Source organism: Amycolatopsis sp. WAC 01375 (assembly GCF_003947325.1).
GTDB lineage: Bacteria > Actinomycetota > Actinomycetes > Mycobacteriales > Pseudonocardiaceae > Amycolatopsis.
Genome location: NZ_QHHW01000008.1, coordinates 74989 through 92030 on the forward strand (window position 1 = coordinate 74989; position 17042 = coordinate 92030).

The 17042-nt window shown below is 67.6% G+C and carries 17 protein-coding genes; 12 read left to right on the forward strand and 5 right to left on the reverse strand.

What is annotated here, in order from left to right:
- Window position 1 precedes the first annotated feature (1 nt).
- Entirely contained in the window at window positions 2–1336 is a 1335-nt protein-coding gene (locus tag DL991_RS00850) for a 3-oxoacyl-ACP reductase (protein WP_125779918.1), read from the reverse strand.
- Window positions 1337–1428: 92 nt separating this feature from the next.
- Between DL991_RS00850 and DL991_RS00855 the strand changes: the two genes are divergently transcribed.
- From DL991_RS00855 to DL991_RS00870, 4 genes are all read left to right on the forward strand, one after another.
- Window positions 1429–2718: an acetyl-CoA C-acetyltransferase gene (locus DL991_RS00855; RefSeq protein ID WP_125779920.1), complete on the forward strand. Its 1290-nt coding sequence runs from the start codon at window positions 1429–1431 to the stop codon at window positions 2716–2718.
- A 69-nt stretch (window positions 2719–2787) separates the two neighbouring features.
- The gene (locus DL991_RS00860; protein ID WP_125779922.1) at window positions 2788–3741 is read left to right on the forward strand and encodes an ATP-binding cassette domain-containing protein; all 954 of its coding nucleotides are present in this window, start codon (window positions 2788–2790) and stop codon (window positions 3739–3741) included.
- Window positions 3738–4541: an ABC transporter permease gene (locus DL991_RS00865; RefSeq protein WP_125779924.1), complete on the forward strand. Its 804-nt coding sequence runs from the start codon at window positions 3738–3740 to the stop codon at window positions 4539–4541. The genes DL991_RS00860 and DL991_RS00865 overlap by 4 nt, the downstream gene beginning before the upstream one ends.
- A 119-nt stretch (window positions 4542–4660) precedes the next feature.
- A complete protein-coding gene (locus DL991_RS00870; protein WP_125779926.1) occupies window positions 4661–5032 on the forward strand; it encodes a YciI family protein in 372 nt (123 codons plus the stop codon).
- A 66-nt stretch (window positions 5033–5098) separates the two neighbouring features.
- On the opposite strand, the gene DL991_RS00875 is transcribed toward DL991_RS00870, so the two are convergent.
- Both DL991_RS00875 and DL991_RS00880 read right to left on the reverse strand, forming a co-directional pair.
- Entirely contained in the window at window positions 5099–5605 is a 507-nt protein-coding gene (locus DL991_RS00875; protein WP_125779928.1) for a DoxX family membrane protein, read from the reverse strand.
- Between the two features lie 129 nt (window positions 5606–5734).
- The gene (locus tag DL991_RS00880) at window positions 5735–6766 is read right to left on the reverse strand and encodes a glycerophosphodiester phosphodiesterase family protein (protein WP_125779930.1); all 1032 of its coding nucleotides are present in this window, start codon (window positions 6764–6766) and stop codon (window positions 5735–5737) included.
- Between the two features lie 71 nt (window positions 6767–6837).
- Between DL991_RS00880 and DL991_RS00885 the strand changes: the two genes are divergently transcribed.
- The 7 genes from DL991_RS00885 to DL991_RS00910 all read left to right on the forward strand — a co-directional run bounded on the left by DL991_RS00885 (window position 6838) and on the right by DL991_RS00910 (window position 13189).
- Complete coding sequence (locus DL991_RS00885) at window positions 6838–7599, forward strand: MerR family transcriptional regulator (protein ID WP_199753779.1); 762 nt, start codon at window positions 6838–6840, stop codon at window positions 7597–7599.
- Between the two features lie 189 nt (window positions 7600–7788).
- Window positions 7789–8979, forward strand: coding sequence for an ATP-binding protein (locus tag DL991_RS00890; RefSeq protein ID WP_125779934.1), 1191 nt, complete (start codon window positions 7789–7791; stop codon window positions 8977–8979).
- Between the two features lie 586 nt (window positions 8980–9565).
- On the forward strand, window positions 9566–9715 hold the full coding sequence (locus DL991_RS42850; protein WP_007032374.1) for a hypothetical protein: 150 nt from the start codon (window positions 9566–9568) through the stop codon (window positions 9713–9715).
- A gap of 235 nt (window positions 9716–9950) precedes the next feature.
- Window positions 9951–10874 carry a helix-turn-helix domain-containing GNAT family N-acetyltransferase gene (locus DL991_RS00895; protein ID WP_125779936.1) on the forward strand — a complete coding sequence of 308 codons (924 nt, stop codon included), beginning with the start codon at window positions 9951–9953 and terminating at the stop codon, window positions 10872–10874.
- A gap of 69 nt (window positions 10875–10943) precedes the next feature.
- Entirely contained in the window at window positions 10944–11300 is a 357-nt protein-coding gene (locus tag DL991_RS00900) for a YciI family protein (protein ID WP_125779938.1), read from the forward strand.
- A gap of 19 nt (window positions 11301–11319) precedes the next feature.
- A complete protein-coding gene (locus DL991_RS00905) occupies window positions 11320–12525 on the forward strand; it encodes an RNA polymerase sigma factor (protein ID WP_125779940.1) in 1206 nt (401 codons plus the stop codon).
- Between the two features lie 43 nt (window positions 12526–12568).
- The gene (locus DL991_RS00910) at window positions 12569–13189 is read left to right on the forward strand and encodes a hypothetical protein (RefSeq protein WP_125779942.1); all 621 of its coding nucleotides are present in this window, start codon (window positions 12569–12571) and stop codon (window positions 13187–13189) included.
- A 1-nt stretch (window position 13190) separates the two neighbouring features.
- Here the strand turns inward: DL991_RS00910 and mctP are convergent, their stop codons facing one another.
- Together mctP and DL991_RS00920 are read right to left on the reverse strand one after the other, a co-directional pair.
- Window positions 13191–14834 (reverse strand): monocarboxylate uptake permease MctP, encoded by a 1644-nt coding sequence (gene mctP, locus DL991_RS00915; protein ID WP_125779944.1) that lies wholly within the window; start codon window positions 14832–14834, stop codon window positions 13191–13193.
- The gene (locus tag DL991_RS00920; RefSeq protein WP_199746190.1) at window positions 14831–15109 is read right to left on the reverse strand and encodes a DUF3311 domain-containing protein; all 279 of its coding nucleotides are present in this window, start codon (window positions 15107–15109) and stop codon (window positions 14831–14833) included. The genes mctP and DL991_RS00920 overlap by 4 nt, the downstream gene beginning before the upstream one ends.
- Window positions 15110–15314: 205 nt before the next feature.
- On the opposite strand from DL991_RS00920, the gene DL991_RS00925 reads away from it, so the two are divergent.
- Window positions 15315–16931: an alpha/beta hydrolase gene (locus DL991_RS00925; RefSeq protein WP_125779948.1), complete on the forward strand. Its 1617-nt coding sequence runs from the start codon at window positions 15315–15317 to the stop codon at window positions 16929–16931.
- Window positions 16932–17042 lie beyond the last annotated feature (111 nt).

Genomic DNA, 17042 nt, shown 5'->3' on the forward strand with positions numbered 1-17042 from the left:
ATCACGCCCCCAGCAGTGCCTGGCCGCAGACGCGGACCACGTTGCCGTTGACCGCGGCCGAAGCCGGGTTCGCGTACCAGGCGATCGTCTCGGCGACGTCGACCGGGAGCCCGCCCTGGCCGAGGCTGGAGAGCCGCCGCCCTGCCTCGCGGATGAACAGCGGAACGGCGGCGGTCATCTTGGTCTCGATGAAACCGGGCGCGACGGCGTTGATCGTGCCGCCGTATTCGGCGAGCTTCGGCGCGCCGTCGTTCACCATGCCGATGACGCCCGCCTTGCTGGTGGCGTAGTTGGTCTGGCCGACGTTGCCCGCGATCCCGGCGATCGAGGAGACGCCGATGATCCGGCCGTTCTCGTGCAGCACCTTGTCGGCCACGAGCTTTTCGTTCACCGCGAGCTGCGATGCGAGGTTGACCGCGATGACCGAGTCCCAGCCGCCTTCGGTCATGTTGCCGAGCGTCTTGTCGCGCGTGATGCCCGCGTTGTGCACGACGATGTCGACGCCGCCGTGGCGCGTGGTCAGGTACTCGGCGAGCTTCTCCGGCGCGTCGGCGGCGGTGATGTCCAGCTGCAGCGACGAGCCGCCGACCTTGTTGGCCACCTTGGACAGGTCCGCGCCCTGCGCGGGGATGTCGAGCGCGACGACGTGGGCGCCGTCGCGGCCCAGCACCTCGGCGATGGCGGCGCCGATACCGCGGGAAGCGCCGGTGACCAGGGCGACCTTGCCTTCGAGGGGCTTCGTCCAGTCGGCCGGGGCGGAGGCGGTCTTGGTCTCGGTGCCGACGCGGATGACCTGGGCGTCGACGAAGGCGGACTTCGACGACAGCAGGAACCGGAGCGTGGACTCAGTGGCCTCTTCGGCACCTTCGGCGACGTACACGAGCTGGGCGGTCGCGCCCCGCTTCAGTTCCTTACCGACGGAGCGCACGAAGCCTTCGAGGGCGCGCTGCGCGATCCTCTCGTGTCCTTCGGCCAGCTCCGGCGGCGTTCCGAGGACGACGACGCGGCCCGACTGCCCGACGCTCCGGATCACCGGGTGAAAGAAGGAGTAGACCTCGCGAAGCTGCTTCGGGTCCTTCACACCTGTCGCGTCGAAGACGAGCGCGGCGTGCTTGTCGGCGGCCGCGGAGATGACCTCGATGCCCGCGCGGTGCAGCTGCGCCTCGATCACCTTTTCGAGGCGACCGCCCGGCGCGGCACCGAGAAGTGCGGGACCCTCGAGAGGGGGCTGACCGGGCTTGTACCGGCGGAGCGTCGCGGGATTCGGCAGGCCGAGCTTCGGCACCACGAACTTCCCCACCGGGGATTTCGTGAACTGCTGGTACCTGTCAGCCATCGCGTTCCTCCCGTGCAGTTTGCGTCACGTCGCATTCTAACCTACTCGCTAGTAGGTTACAGTGTGAGAGAGCCTACGGAGGAGTGGAAAAAATGGCCACGAAAAGGACGGCACCCGTGCGCAAGGTCGCGATCATCGGCGGCAACCGGATCCCCTTCGCCCGCTCGAACGGCCCGTACGCGCAAGCGTCGAACCAGGACATGTTCACGGCCGCCCTCGACGGCCTGGTCAGCCGATTCTCCCTCCAGGACGAGGTGATCGGCGAGGTCGCCGCCGGCGCCGTGCTCAAGCACGCCCGCGACTTCAACCTCGCCCGCGAAAGCGTCCTCGGCAGCAGGCTGAACCCCGCCACCCCGGCCTCCGACGTGCAGATGGCGTGCGGCACCGGTCTCCAGGCGATCATCAACGTCGCCAACAAGATCGCGCTCGGTCAGATCGACTCGGCCATCGCGGGCGGCGTCGACACCACGTCCGACGCGCCGCTGGCGGTCAACGACGACCTGCGCCAGATCCTCGTGCAGCTCAACGCCGCCAAGACGCTCCCCGACCGGCTGAAGCTCGCCGCGAAGCTGCGCCCCGGCCACATCGTCCCCGAGATCCCGCGCAACTCCGAGCCGCGCACCGGCCTGTCCATGGGCGAGCACGCGGCGCTGACCGCGAAGGTCTGGGAGATCACGCGCGAGGCGCAGGACGAACTCGCCGCGACCAGCCACCAGCGCCTCGGCGCCGCGTACGACAAGGGTTTCTTCGACGACCTGGTGACGCCGTACCTGAAGCTGGCCCGCGACCAGAACCTGCGGCCGGACTCCAGCGTAGAGAAGCTCGCGAAGCTGAAGCCCGCCTTCGGTGGTCCTGACGGCACGATGACCGCGGGCAACTCGACGCCGCTGTCCGACGGCGCGTCGACCGTCCTGCTCGCGACCGAGCAGTGGGCGAAGGCGCGGAAGCTGCCGGTGCTGGCGTACCTGACGTTCTCGCAGACCGCGGCCGTCGACTACGTCCACGGCGATGAAGGCTTGCTCATGGCGCCCGCGTACGCCGTCCCGAGGATGCTCGACCGCGCCGGGCTCACCTTGCAGGACTTCGACTTCTACGAGATCCACGAGGCCTTCGCGTCGCAGGTGCTCGCCACCCTCAAGGCGTGGGAGGACCCGGCCTTCGCCAAGGAGAAGCTCGGCCTCGACGAGCCCCTCGGCGCCATCGATCGGGCGAAGCTGAACGTCAACGGCTCGTCGCTGGCGGCCGGGCACCCGTTCGCCGCGACCGGCGGCCGTATCGTCGCCACGCTCGCGAAGCTGTTGGGCGAGAAGGGATCCGGCCGCGGACTCATCTCGATCTGCGCGGCGGGCGGCCAGGGCGTCACCGCGATCCTCGAAAAGTAACGTTCGCCCGCAGCGGATCGGGGGAAAAACCCCGGTGCCTTTGTCGGTGCCGGGGTCTAGGTTGACCGCATGTTCGCAGTTCAGGCGAAAGCGCTGGTCAAGACCTATGGGTCCACACGGGCGCTCGACGGGGTCGACCTGTCGATCCCGAAGGGCAAGGTGCTGGGCCTGCTGGGGCCGAACGGTGCCGGCAAAACGACGACGGTCCGCATCCTGACCACCCTGCTCCGCCCGGATTCGGGTGAGGCGGAGGTGGCCGGGCACGACGTGCTGGCCCAGCCCGACGCCGTCCGGCGGTCGATCGGGTTGTCCGGGCAGTACGCCGCCGTGGACGAGAACCTCACGGGGTTCGAGAACCTGTACATGGTCGGCAGGCTGTACGGGAGCAAGAAGGCCGCGGCGAAAACTCGGGCACGTGAACTGCTCGCCCGGTTCCGGCTGGAGGACGCGGCGGATCGCCCCGCCAAGACGTACTCCGGCGGTATGCGGCGACGGCTCGACCTCGCGGGGGCGCTGGTCGCCGAGCCGACCGTGGTGATCCTCGACGAACCGACCACCGGGCTCGACCCGCGCGGCCGGATCGAGACCTGGGAGGTCATCAAGGAACTGGTCGCCGACGGCACCACGGTCCTGCTGACCACGCAGTACCTGGAGGAGGCCGATCAGCTCGCCGACTCGATCGTGGTGATCGACAAGGGGAAGGTCATCGCGCGCGGCACGGCCGACGAGCTCAAACAGGAGATCGGCGGTGAGCGGCTGGAGCTGGTCGTGGCGAGCGCGAACGACCTCGCCGTCACCACGCAGGTGCTGGCCGATGTCGGCTCGGGGACACCGTCGGTCGACGAGCACACCCGCAGGGTCGACGTCCTGGTCGAGGGCGGGCCGAAGGCGTTGATCGAGGCGCTGCGGCGGCTGGACGCGCAGGGAGTCGCCATTCAGGACGTCGCGCTGCACCGGCCGACGCTCGACGACGTGTTCCTTTCGCTGACGGGGCACGCGACGGACGAGGGGGACAAGAAGTGAGCGCGGTCGCGAAGGCCTTTTCCGACGGTGGCGTGATCACCTGGCGGAACCTGAAGAACGTCCAGCGCAACCCGGACTGGCTGATGGCGGCGACCCTGCAGCCGATCATGTTCGTGCTGTTGTTCGCGTACGTCTTCGGCGACGCGATCGGCGGTGAGGCAGGCGGTCTCGCGTACCGGGAGTTCCTGATCGCGGGCATCTTCGCGCAGACCGTCGCGTTCAACTCGGCGTTCACCGTGATCGGGTTCGCGAACGACCTGCAGAAGGGCATCATCGACCGGTTCCGTTCGCTGCCGATCTCCCGCCTCGCGGTGATCTTCGGCCGGACGACGTCGGATCTGGTGATCAGCGTGGTCGCGCTGGTCGTCATGTCGCTGTGCGGGCTGCTCGTCGGCTGGCGGATCCGCGGCAGCTTCCTCGACGCCGTGCTCGGCTACCTCGTGATGCTGATGTTCGCCTGGGCGCTGTCCTGGGTCGGCGCGTGGATCGGGCTCGTCGCGCGCAGTGTCGAGGTCGCGCAGAGCGCCGGGCTGATGTGGATGTTCCCGCTGAGCTTCATCTCGACGGCGTTCGTCCCGGCGGACAAGCTGCCGGGGGTGCTGAAGGCGATCGCCGACTGGAACCCGTTCACCGCGGTGATCAACTCGGCCCGTGACCTGTTCGGGAACCGCTTCGGCGCGGCACCGACGGGCTGGCCGGCCGAGAACGCTTCGCTGTACGCGATCCTGTGCTGCGTCGCCATCATCGCGATCTTCGCGCCGCTCGCGACGGCCCAGTACAAGAAGGTCGCGAGCCGCTAGAAAACTTTCGTGTCGCTGAAACATTCTTTCTGAACGAAATGTCGAACCGCCGTCGAGCCGCTCGACGCGTCGGTGAAGGCGGGGTAGAAACAGCCCCGCCAAGACACTGAGGAGCAGCGATGCGGTTTCTGATGATGCACCGGCTCGACGAGAGCGCCCCGGAAGCCTGGAACCCGAGCAAGGAGTTCATCGAGCAGATGGGCGCCTTCATCCAGGACTCGTTCGAGAAGGGCATCTTGATCACGGCGGAGGGCGTGCACCCGTCGGAGAAGGGTGCGAAGGTCCGCAAGGGGCGCGGCGGCAAGATCACCGCGACCGACGGCCCGTTCACCGAGGCCAAGGAGGTCATCGGCGGGTTCGCGCTGATCAACGCCAAGGACCTGGCCGAGGCCGTCGCTTTCGCCGAGTCCTACGCCGCGTTGTTCGACGAGATCGAGGTCGAGGTGCGGACCGTCGTCGAGGAAGAGGACATCGCCGCCTTCACCTCATGACCCCACGCAATCAGTCACCTACTTGCGGCCTCTTCCCGGCGCAAGTAGGTGACTAATTGCGGAGTTCTACTTCGTGATCGCCTTCTCGGCCTTCTTCGCCAGCTTCTCGGCGCGCTTCTCCGTCTTCGACGCGGCGCGGCGCGCACGCCAGCCGAGCGACGGCTTGCCGGCGGTGTCGGCGGCGGCCAGCAACAGGCCACCGGCGAGACCGGCGTTCTTGATGAACTGGATCTGCTGCTGCTGACGCTCGGCCGGTTCCTTGATCTCCCAGAACCGGTGCGCGGCGAGCGTCGTCGGGACGAGGCTGCCGAGCAGCAGCAGCGAGGCCAGGCGCGGCGCCTTGCCCGCGGCGAGCGCGACCCCGGCGCCGACCTTCACCGCGGCGTCGATCCGGACGAGGGTGGCGGGGTCGCGCGGCACCGACTCCGGCACCACGCCTTCCAGCCTGTCGAAGGACTCGGTGAGGAACGGCTCCGCTGCCTTGGCGTGCCCCTGGGTGTCCCTCAGCGCGCCGATCCCACCGGAGATGAAGATCGCGGCGAGGAGCGGACGTGCGACGCGACGGAGAATCACGGTCGTAACCTTTCTGATCCGGACCCGGGAAACAAACCTATCCCCAGTCTTCCCGCCCGCCACATCGCCGAACCGCGCTAACGGAGTATCCGGGAATATTTCTCTGGCACTAGACGGTTCTAGATTTCCCTAGCGGTCCCGATACGCCCTCGGCAGCTTGAAGCCGCGGTCGGCCGCGACCTCCCGCAGGCGGTCGGGATAGTCGGTGATGATGCCGTCGACCCCGTCATCGATCAGTTTGTGCATGGTGGCCGGGTCGTCGATCGTCCAGGGCACGACCTTGATCCCCGCCCGATGCGCCTCGATGACCAGCGCCTTCGTCGTGAACGGCCGGTAGTCGGGGTCGCCGACCTTGCCGCCCTGCGGGTTGCCGTGCACCGGTGAGAGCGCCTTCGCGCCGAACGACTTCACCGCGCGGACGGGGCTGCCGCCGAAGTCGTCGATGTCGAGCCCGCCGAGCCACGGCGACTTGCCGGGCTGCCCCACCTGCAGGAACTCGGGCTGGGTCAGCGCGACCGTCGGAAGCCACGGCGCCACCTCGCGAAACCGCATCAGCGCGCCCCAGTCGAAGCTCTGGATCGAGACGTTGTGCGCGAACCCTCCACGCACGATCTCACGCACCGCCCGCTGGACGAACTGCTCACGCGGCGCCGTCTCGTGCGGCGCGGCGGCCTCGACCTTCGTCTCGATGTTGAACTTGATTCCCCAGGCCCGGTGGTCCCTGGCCAGCTGGAACAGCTCGGCGAGCGTCGGCATCTTGGCGCCGGGGGAGAGCGTCTGGCCGGGATGCGCCGGCTGGCGGATGGACCCGCAGTCCAGCGTGCGGACCTGCGCGAACGTCAGGTCCTTCACGTATTTCCCGACATACGGGTACGCCGGGTCGCCAGGCGTCGCGGGCGCGGTGTCGCGGCACTTCGCGGGTGTCGTCTTGCGGTCGTGGGTGATCACCTCGCGACCGTCCTTGGTGATCTGGAGGTCGAGTTCGAGCGTGGTCACCCCCAGCTCCATCGCCTTGCCGAACGACGCGAGCGTGCTCTCGACCGTGAGGCCGAGCCCGCCGCGGTGGGCCTGGATGTCGAAGGCGCGACGCGGGTGCGCGTCAGCGACCCCGGCCGTCGTCAAGGTCAGCGCAGCGGCCATGACCAGCGCGAATGTCTTCATTCGTGAACCATGCCACGGCCGGGTGAACTTCGATTGACTTTGACGCGACGTCAACCTCTACCTTCGTGGACATGCCGAACGAGAAGGAGTGGTCGATCCAGGACATCGCCCGCTCGGCCGGGACCACGAGCCGCACGCTGCGCCACTACGGCGACATCGGACTGCTCGAACCGAGCCGGGTGGGGAACAACGGATACCGCTACTACGACCAGGACGCGCTGGTGCGGCTGCAACGGATCCTGCTGCTTCGTGAACTCGGGCTGAGCCTGCCCGCGATCGGCGAAGTGCTCGAAGGGGAGCAGGACACGACAGCGGCGCTACGCACGCACCTGAAGTGGCTGGAGCAGGAGCGACAGCGGCTCGGACGGCAGATCGAATCGGTCAGGACGACCTTGAAGAAGACAGAAAGAGGTGAACAACTGATGGCAACGGAAGTGTTCGACGGCTTCGACCACACGAAGTACGAGAAGGAGGTCACCGAACGCTGGGGCGCCGACGCCTACAAGCAGGGCGACCGATGGTGGAAGTCGCTGAGCGCCGAGGACAAGAAGGCGCACCAGCAGGAACAGAAGGACATCGCGGCGGCCTTCGGCGAGGCGCACGCCAAGAGCCTGCCCGCCGACGGCGACGAGGCCCAGGCGATCACGCAGCGGCTGTACGAGTGGCTCCGGCCGGCCGTGCGGGCCGTGTCGAAGGGCTACTTCGCCGGTCTCGGGCAGCTGTACGTCGACGACCCGCGCTACGGGCAGTACGACGAGAAGCACGGCGCGGGCACCGCGGAGTACATCCGTGACGCGATGGCGGTCTACGCCGAGCGCAACCTGCGCGACTGATGACCGAGGGGCGGGGCTGCAGACCCGTCCATTCGGAGCCACCAGGACGCTATGAAGGACGCTTTCATTGCAAAATTTGCTATGAAAGGCCCCTTCATCTCACGCCGGTCGGCGTAACCCGGCGCGACACGCCTATCCCTCTATGGCGGAATATCGGCTCCACGCTAGAAACGCCGATAGCGTGTGAGAGTGGATCCCATCCGCAACCCCTTCGCCCCGGGCGCCGGTCAACGGCCGCCCGAGCTGGCAGGCCGCGTGCGCGAGCTCCAGGCCTTCGAGGTCGTGCTCGAACGGGTCGCGCGGGGGAGACCCGAACGCAGCCTGATGCTGACCGGCCTGCGTGGCGTGGGGAAGACCGTGCTGCTGGGCGAACTGCGCTCGCGGGCCATCAAGCACGGCTGGGGCGCCGGCAAGATCGAAGCCCGCCCGGACACCGAACTCAGGCGGCCGCTTTCGGCCGCGTTGCATCGCGCGATCCGCGACCTCGCCGTGCGCCATCGCGCGCCGGACCGGGTCGAGCAGGTGCTCGGCGTGCTCAAGGCGTTCGCGCTGCGCGCCAACAAACCGGACGCGAAGCTCCGCGACCGCTGGCAACCCGGCATCGACGTGCCCGCCGCGCAGGGTCGCGCCGATTCGGGCGACATCGAGATCGACCTGGTCGAGTTGTTCACCGAGGTCGCGGAGCTGGCGGCCGACGTCGGCACCGGGGTCGCGCTGCTGATCGACGAGATCCAGGACCTGCTGCCCGAGGACGTCTCCGCGCTCTGCGCCGCCTGCCACGAGCTTTCGCAGTCGGGGGCGCCGCTGGTCGTGGTCGGTGCGGGGCTGCCGCACGTGCCTGCGGTCCTTTCGGCGTCGAAGTCGTACTCGGAACGCCTCTTCCGCTACGCGCGCATCGACAGGCTCGATCGCGAAGACGCCGACCTCGCGGTGATGGCGCCCATCGAACGCGAAGACGCGGGCATCGAACCGGAGGCGCTGGACGCCCTGTTCGACGCGTCGGGCGGCTATCCCTACTTCATCCAGGCGTACGGCAAGGCCGCCTGGGATGCCGCGCCCGCCGACCCCATCACCGTGAAGGATGTCCAGGTCGCCGCCCCGGAGGCCGAATCGGAACTCGCGGTCGGCTTCTTCGGCTCCCGGTACGAACGCGCGACGCCCGCCGAGCGCGAGTACCTGCTCGCGATGGCCGAGCTGACCCAGGGCAGGGACGAGTCCGCCGGCACCGCCGATGTGGCCGTCTACCTGGGGCGGAAGCCTTCGTCGCTGTCGCCGGCGCGGGACAGCCTGATGAAGAAGGGCCTGGTGTACTCCGCCGAACGCGGTCACATCGCCTTCACCGTCCCGCACTTCGGCCACTACTTGCTCGGCCGGGACTAAGCGCTGTCCTGTAATTATCGCCGGGTGTGCTGACCTGCAGAAAGGGAGCGGGGGACCTTTGCTCCCACGGGAGGGGGTGTGTGGATATAGGGACGTTGAGTGTCCCTATATCCACACACCCCTCACTCACTGTCAGGACCATCGCTGACTGTGTGGATTTTGGGGCGTCAGATGTCCCGAAATCCACACGGTCACCGCGCAAGAGAGCAAGGGACCTTTGCTCTCGCCTCCGGGTCGGTCCACCCGGCCCGTCCACAGCATCACGGCGAACATGACTTACAGGCAGGACAGCGACTAAGCCTCTCTGCGGCTTTATCGTCTCAGCGCTAGAAAGCGGTAGAGATCCCTACCGTCGCTTCATCGCGCCCTCTTCCGCCGTATAGGCCAGATGCTAGAGACCTTCAGCGTTACCAAGAAGTGACCGGCACCACCAAATCTCTCCGGTTTTACGCTCTTGTTGCCGATGATTCATCGGCAGGTGTGCCAAGTCACCGGATAATCGTTGGCTTCCTTGTGAAAAAGGGTGCATACTAGAAGCACAGCCACGAAGACGCAAGATCTACTCCCAAGGGGATGACACAAACCGATGAACAACATCGCCGCCAAGCTCCGTGCCCGTCGCGCCGAGGCTCGCACTCGCCGGGCCCTGAACCGGGCGATCGACACCGCGGCCACCGCGACCGTTCGTCAGGAGCTCATCGCTATCTCCCAGGCGCGTCACACGCACATGCGCTGACCCGACAACAACCGTTGTAGGTGTCGCCCGTTCGAGTGACCTACGACACATAGTGCGTGAGGTGTAACGCCGCGGAACGTGGCGTCGATACCCACTACGACCCCGTGATGCTGGCGGACCCCCGACCTGGCAGCATCACGGGGTTTCCATATGTCCACCCCCGGAAAGATTTCTTGCCTTCACCGCCTGGTGGAGTAACACTTGACCTAGTCAACGAATCTGTTGAGGTGGTCAAATGAATCGTTCCGCGGACCGGGTGGCGACCGTCCGGGCCTTCAACCGTCTGTACACCGGCGTGATCGGCGTCCTCGACGAAGGACCGGCCGACGCCGAATACTCGCTGAGCGAAGCCAGGGTCCTCTTCGAACTCGCGCAGCAGGACCCCACCCAGGTCACCGACCTGCGCAAACGTCTCGACCTCGACGCCGGATACGCGAGCAGGCTGCTCGCGAGGCTCGAAGGGCGAGGCCTCCTCACCCGCGAGCGCAGCGACGAGGACGCCCGCCGTCAGCTCGTCCGGCTGACCGAGGACGGCCGCAAGGCCTTCGCCGTCCTCGACCAGCGGTCGGTGGGCAGGATCGGCTCGCTGCTCGGCAAGTTCGGCGAAGACGAGCAAGAGCGGCTGCTCGGCGCCATGGACACGATCACCTCGCTGGTCGGCGAGCGCGCCCCGAACCCCACGCTGGTCCTGCGCCCGCCCCGGCCCGGTGACTTCGGCTGGGTGGTCCACCGCCACGGCGCCCTCTACTCCCGCGAATACGGCTGGGACGAACGCTTCGAAGCACTCGTCGCCCGCGTCGTCGCCGAGTACGTCGACAGGCGCGGCGACCCTCGCCAAGCGGGCTGGATCGCCGAACTCGACGGGGAACGCGTCGGCAGCATCTTCTGCATGCCCGCCGAGGACGGCATCACCGCGAAGCTGCGGATGCTGCTCCTCGAACCGGCCGCGCGTGGCCGCGGCGTCGGGAAACGCCTGGTCACCGAGTGCGTCGAGTTCGCGAGGGCGTCCGGCTACCCCGCGATCGAACTCTGGACGGTCTCGGTGCTGGACGCGGCGAGGGCGGTCTACCGGAAGGCGGGCTTCCGGCTGGTGAGCGAAGAGACGATCGAGGGCTTCGGTTACGAGCTGACCGGCCAGACCTGGCGGCTGGAGCTGTGACCTGTTCGGACGATGTCGATTCGCGGAGCGCTTGTTCGTCTAGGGACCATCGATCCCAAGGAGGACGCCATGCCCCACTACATCGGTTTCATCCGTGCCACGAAGGACTCGCACGACCACCTCGGCCCTGACGAAGCGCAACGCGTGCTCGAGAACTACATGGCCTGGGCGGAGGAGCGCACGAAGGAAGGCCGCTTCGTCGACGGCGGCGGGCTGTCGAAGAGCGGCCGGGTGCTGCGCGGTTCCGGTGGCGAGGTCGGCGTGACCGACGGGCCGCACACCGAGGCCACCGAGATCGTCGGCGGCTACCAGGTGATCGAGGCCGCGGACCTCGACCAGGCGGAGAAGATCTTCGCGACGCATCCGCATCTGGAGTTCGGGCCGATCGAAGTACGCAAGGTCGGCGAACGCGGTTGCGAGGACTGATGCGGAAGGTCGCGCTGTCATGAGCCGTCCGGCCGGCGTGGTGGAGCATCTGTTCCGGCACAGTGCCGGGCGGATCGTCGCCACGCTGGCCAGGGCGCTCGGCCCCGAACGGCTGGACCTGGCCGAGGAAGCCGTCGCCGACGCGCTGGAACAGGCGCTGCGCACCTGGCCGCGGTGCGGGATCCCGGACAATCCGCGGGGCTGGCTGTTCCGGGCCGCGCGGAACCGGGCGATGGACGTCGTCCGGCGCGAGCAGACCCTGCGCGCGCTGCTGCCGCGGCTCGTGGAGCTCGACGGCTACGAAGCCGATCGGCGCACGGACGACGAACTCGTGCTGATGTTGCTGTGCTGCCATCCCGCGCTGCCGATGGTGTCGCAGGTGGCGCTGACCTTGAAGACCGTCGGCGGGCTCGGGGTGAACGAGATCGCGGCGGCCTTGCTGACGAAACCGGCGACGGTGGCGCAGCGGCTCGTGCGGGCGAAGAAGTGGTTGCGCGCGTCGGGGAAACCGCTCGGCCTGCCGGGGCCGGACGCGCTGGAGTCCAGAGTAGACAGTGTGCTGGCCGTGCTGTACCTGCTGTTCAACGAAGGTTACGACGCGACGACCGGAGACGTCGCGGTGCGCGGCGAACTGTGCGGTGAGGCGATCCGGCTGGGACGGCTGCTGCTCGCCGAGCCGAAGACGGCTCTGCCGAGGGTGCGGGCGCTGGTGGCGCTGATGCTGTTGCAGGGGAGCAGGCTGCCCGCGCGGGTCGACCGGGACGGTGATCTGCTGCTGCTCGACGAACAGGACCGCGACCGCTGGGACCACGCGATGATCGCCGAGGGGACGCGGCAGTTCGAGCGGGCGTGCACCGGGCCGGAGATGTCGGCGTACCACGTCGAAGCCGCGATCGCGTTGTGTCACAGCACGGCTCAGCCGCCCGATTGGCGCCGGATCGTCGGGCTGTACGACGACCTGCTGGCGCTGCGCCCGTCGCCGGTGGCGCGGCTGAACCGCGCGATCGCGCTGTCCATGGTGGACGGTGCCGTCGCCGGGATCGCCGAACTCGAAGCCATCGAGGCCGACCTGCCGGACTACACCCTGCTGCCCGCCGTCCTCGGCGCGCTGTGGCTGCGGGCCGGCGACCCTGTGCGAGCCGCCGAGCACTATCGGCGAGCGCTCGCACTGCCCTGCTCGGAACCGCGACGCCGCTTCCTGACCCGGCGCCTGGAGGCCTGCTGACCGGCGACACCCGCAGTTCACGTGGGCACGGTTATCTGGAGAGGTGAACTGGACCGCGTACATCGACGGCTACTGCGAACGTCTGGCCCCCGGACTCTGGGGTGAGCCGCTCAACAGCCTCAGCAATCTCGCGTTTCTGGTCGCCGCGATCGCCGTCTGGCGGCGACCGAACGGCCGTGTCCTCGCGGTCCTCATCGGACTGGTGTTCCTCGGCAGCACGGCCTTCCACCTGCTCGCCACCCGCTGGTCCGCGGCCGCCGACACCGGCTTCATCCTGGTGTTCGTCCTGTACTACGCCGCCGTGTTCCCGCACGTGTTCTTCGGCGTCAGCCGCAGGCTGTCCTGGATCGGCGTCCCCGTGTTCCTCGCGTTCACCGCCCTTGTCGCGTCGCTGGGCGGTGGGCTGTACCTCTCGGCGCTGATCGGCCTCGTCGTCTTCGCGGTCATTCTCCGGGGTGAAGATCGCCGCAGGTTCGCCGTGGCCGCCGGCGTCTTCGGAGTGTCGCTTTCGTTCCGCACGGCCGACCACACGGTCTGCGGGAGCTTCCCCGCCGGGACGCACTTCCTGTGGCACCTGCTGAACGGCCTCGTCCTCTACCTGACGGCGACCGCGGCCACGAGAAAGGCCGCGTCCCGGCAGGACGCGGCCCCTTCTCACAGCTGACTCAGTGGACGCCGATCTCGCGGAGATCCTTGTCGTGCTCGTCGGCGTGGTAGTCCTCGGCCTCGGTGTCGTCCGTGCCGTTGAAGACCTTCAGCTGCCGCGCGATCAGCGTGAAGATCACGGCGATCAGCAGGTTCGCGGCCAGCGCCACGAAACCGACGTAGATCTGCAGCTGCGAGCCGCTGAGCGGGTGCCAGCCGAAGATAGACAGGTCGCCGAGCTTCAGCGCCGAGCCACCGAAGTGCGCCTTGCCGGTCGCCGCGTTCGGGATGTTGTAGAGCATGACCAGGCCCCAGCCGATGCCGACCACCCAGCCGGCGATCAGGCCCCAGCGGTGGAACCACCGCGTGTAGAGCGAGATCGCGACCGCCGGCAGCGTCTGCAGGATCAGCACGCCGCCGATGAGCTGGAGGTCGATCGAGAACTGCGGGTCGATGAACAGGATGAACGCCACCGCGCCGAACTTCACGATCAGCGAAGCGAGCTTGGCCTGCTTCGCCTCCTGGCCCGGCGTCGCGTCCTTCTTGATGTACTCCTTGTAGATGTTGCGGGTCCACAGGTTGGCCGCCGCGATCGACATGATCGCCGCGGGCACCAGCGCACCGATGCCGATCGCGGCGAACGCGATCCCGGCGAACCACGACGAGAACTGCGAGTCGAACAGCACCGGGACGACGGTGTTCGTGTCGGGCTTGCCGGTGGCGTTGTTGGTGATCGGCGAGACCGACGCGCTGATCGCGACGTAGCCGAGCAGCGCCAGCAGGCCCAGCACCAGCGAGTACGCCGGGAGCGCGACCATGTTCCGCTTGATCACGCTGCGGCCACGCGAAGCGAGCACGCTGGTGAGCGAGTGCGGGTACAGGAAAAGCGCGAGCGCCGAACCGAGCGCCAGTGTCGCGTACTGCAACTGGTTGTTGGCGTTGAGCAGGATGCCGTCCGCCTGGGACGGCGTCTTGTCGAATTTGGCGTCGGCCGCGTCGAAGATCGCCGACCAGCCGCCGAGCTTCGAGGGCAGGTAGATGATCGCCACGATGATCACGAGGTAGATCAGGATGTCCTTGACGAACGCGATCAGCGCGGGCGCGCGAAGGCCGGACTGGTAGGTGTAGACCGCCAGGATGACGAAGGCGACCAGCAGCGGCAGGTGACCGATGACGCCGGAGCCGTTGATGCCCATGGTCCGCAGCACCGCTTCGAGGCCGACGAGCTGCAGCGCGATGTACGGCATCGTCGCGATGATGCCGGTGATCGCGATCAGCAGCGCCAGCGTCGGTGAGCCGAAGCGGCCGCGGACGAAGTCGGCGGGGGTGACGTAGCCGCGGACGCGCGAAACCGACCACATGCGCAGCGCCGGCATCAACACGATCGGGTAGACGATGATCGTGTACGGCAGCGCGAACATGCCCATCGCGCCGGCGCTGAACATCAGCGCGGGGACGGCGACGAACGTGTACGCCGTGTAGAGGTCACCGCCGAGCAGGAACCAGGTGATCCACGAACCGAACTTGCGGCCGCCGAGGCCCCATTCGTCCAGGTGGTCGAGGGTGTTGCCGGCCTTCCAGCGGGAAGCGACGAAGCCGAGCACGGTGACCACCGCGAAGAGGATCGTGAAGATGATCAGCTCTGGCCATTGGATGTTGCTCACTTGGCGTCCCCCTCGTCGAGCTCGTCCACGGACAGCCGGTCGGGACGCTCACTGGTCGGCTTGTCCTTGGTCATCACGAAGACGATCCAGGTGCACAGGACGCCGACGGCCACGAACACGAATTGGAACCAGTAGAAGAACGGCATCCCGAACACTCGCGGCCCGTCCGAATTGAACAAGGATGTGATCAGCACCAGCAACGGGATGATCAACAGGAGGTTCCAGGGGCTGAACTGAAAGCCCCTCACCTTCCCGTCTGCCTTACCTGACGCCATCGGACCTCACCTAACGTTTCCCGTACCCCCGGATGGTCCCGATGACCCTAAGACCTCTCCCCCACCCGGGTCACGCGTGCCCGATATCGATTTGATCAGCGACGCCCCATACGACGAAGGGCGGTTGCCGTCCCGCTCCCCGCCGGATATCAATAGCCGCAAGTCGCGAACAGGAACTTCGCACGCAAGATCAAAGGGGCATCGGATGAAGAAACTCCGCTATGCGGTGGTGATCCCGGCTGTCGCCGGCACCATGCTGGCCGGGTTCACTCCTGCGTTCGCAGGACCGGAGGCTGCTCGGCAGCAGCCGCTGAACTCCACCAACATTCCGGCGAAGTACGCGGACCAGAAGCTGGACTGGCACAAGTGCACCGCCAGTGAGCTGCCGTCCGCGCCGCCTCCGGGGGCCGAAAACATCGAGTGCGCGACCTACCGCGCACCGCGCAACTGGTACAAGACGAACGAGGCCATCGACCTGACGATCGCCGTCAGCCGCCTCGCCGCCACCAGCGGCAACGCGACCGCCAGCGTGATCACGAACCCGGGTGGCCCCGGCGCTCCGGGCCGTAACTTCCCGGCCCGTCTGCGTAACCAGACGAAGCTCCGCGCGAACCAGGAGATCATCGGTCTCGACCCGCGCGGCACCGGCAAGAGCACCAACATCACCTGCGGCAACGCGATCGGCACCGGCTCCGACCTCGACCCGCGCGACCGCAGCCGGGCGAACCTGAACCTGATCCTGGACGCCACCAAGTACGCGGCGGACTCCTGCCAGGTGAAGTCCGGCGAGCTGGGCCCGCTCATCAACACCGCGCAGACCATCCGCGACATCGACCTGCTGCGCGTCCTCCTCGGCCGCGACAAGATCAACTGGGTCGGCTACTCGGCGGGCACCTGGATGGGCGCGCACTACGCGCAGCAGTTCCCCACCCGGACCGGCAAGTTCCTGCTCGACTCCTCGACCGAGTTCACCACCACCTGGCAGAACTCGTTCGACGGGCAGCCGCTCGGCTTCGAGCGCCGCTGGCGTCAGGACTTCCTGCCGTGGATCGGCAAGTACGACAAGGTCTACGGCTTCGGCAAGACCGGTGAAGCCGCTCGCCAGACGTACGAGAAGGTCCGCTTCGCGCTGACGCAGAACCCGGTCGAGGTGGACGGCGTCCCGGTTTCGGCCAACGCCCTCGACTCGACCATCGCGGGGTACCTCTACTCGAAGCGCAACTTCCCCGCGCTGGCCGACTACCTGGTCAACCTGAAGACGCTGACCGAGGGCACCTCGACGCAGCAGCAGAAGTCGGCCGCCGCGCAGAAGGTCAAGGCGGAGACGGTGGACGGTGACGGCGTCATCGGCCCGCAGCCGCTGTTCGTCCCGACCGACGGCGACTCCTACAACGCCAGCTTCTGGACCATCCCCTGCAACGAGGGCAAGTGGACCGGCAACCGGCAGAGTGTCATCCGCCAGTCGCAGAAGCTGATCGACCGCGACCTGCCGCTGCTCGGCGCCGGCTGGCTGATCCAGCCGTGCATCTTCTGGAAGAACAAGCCGGTCGACCTGCCGAAGCTCGACGGCCGCGGCGTCCCGCCGGTGCTGATCGTCCAGTCGGTGAACGACCCCGCGACCCCGATCGAGGGTGCGACCCGTGCGCACCGCGCGTTCGCCGGCTCGCGGATGATCACGGTGACCGGTGAAGGCGACCACGGTATCTACGCCGGCGGCAACGCGGGTGTGGACAAGGTCGTGGAGGACTTCCTCGTCGACGGCAAGGTGCCGAACGACCAGAGCCTCCCCGGACTCCCACTTCCGGTGCCCGCGGGCGCCTGAAGCCACTAGGGATTGTGGCCCCGTCGAGCTCCGGCTCGGCGGGGCCCTTTTCTCGGGGTTGTCCACGACCTGTGCACAGAGTTATCCACAGGCTGGGGGTAACTCGGTGGG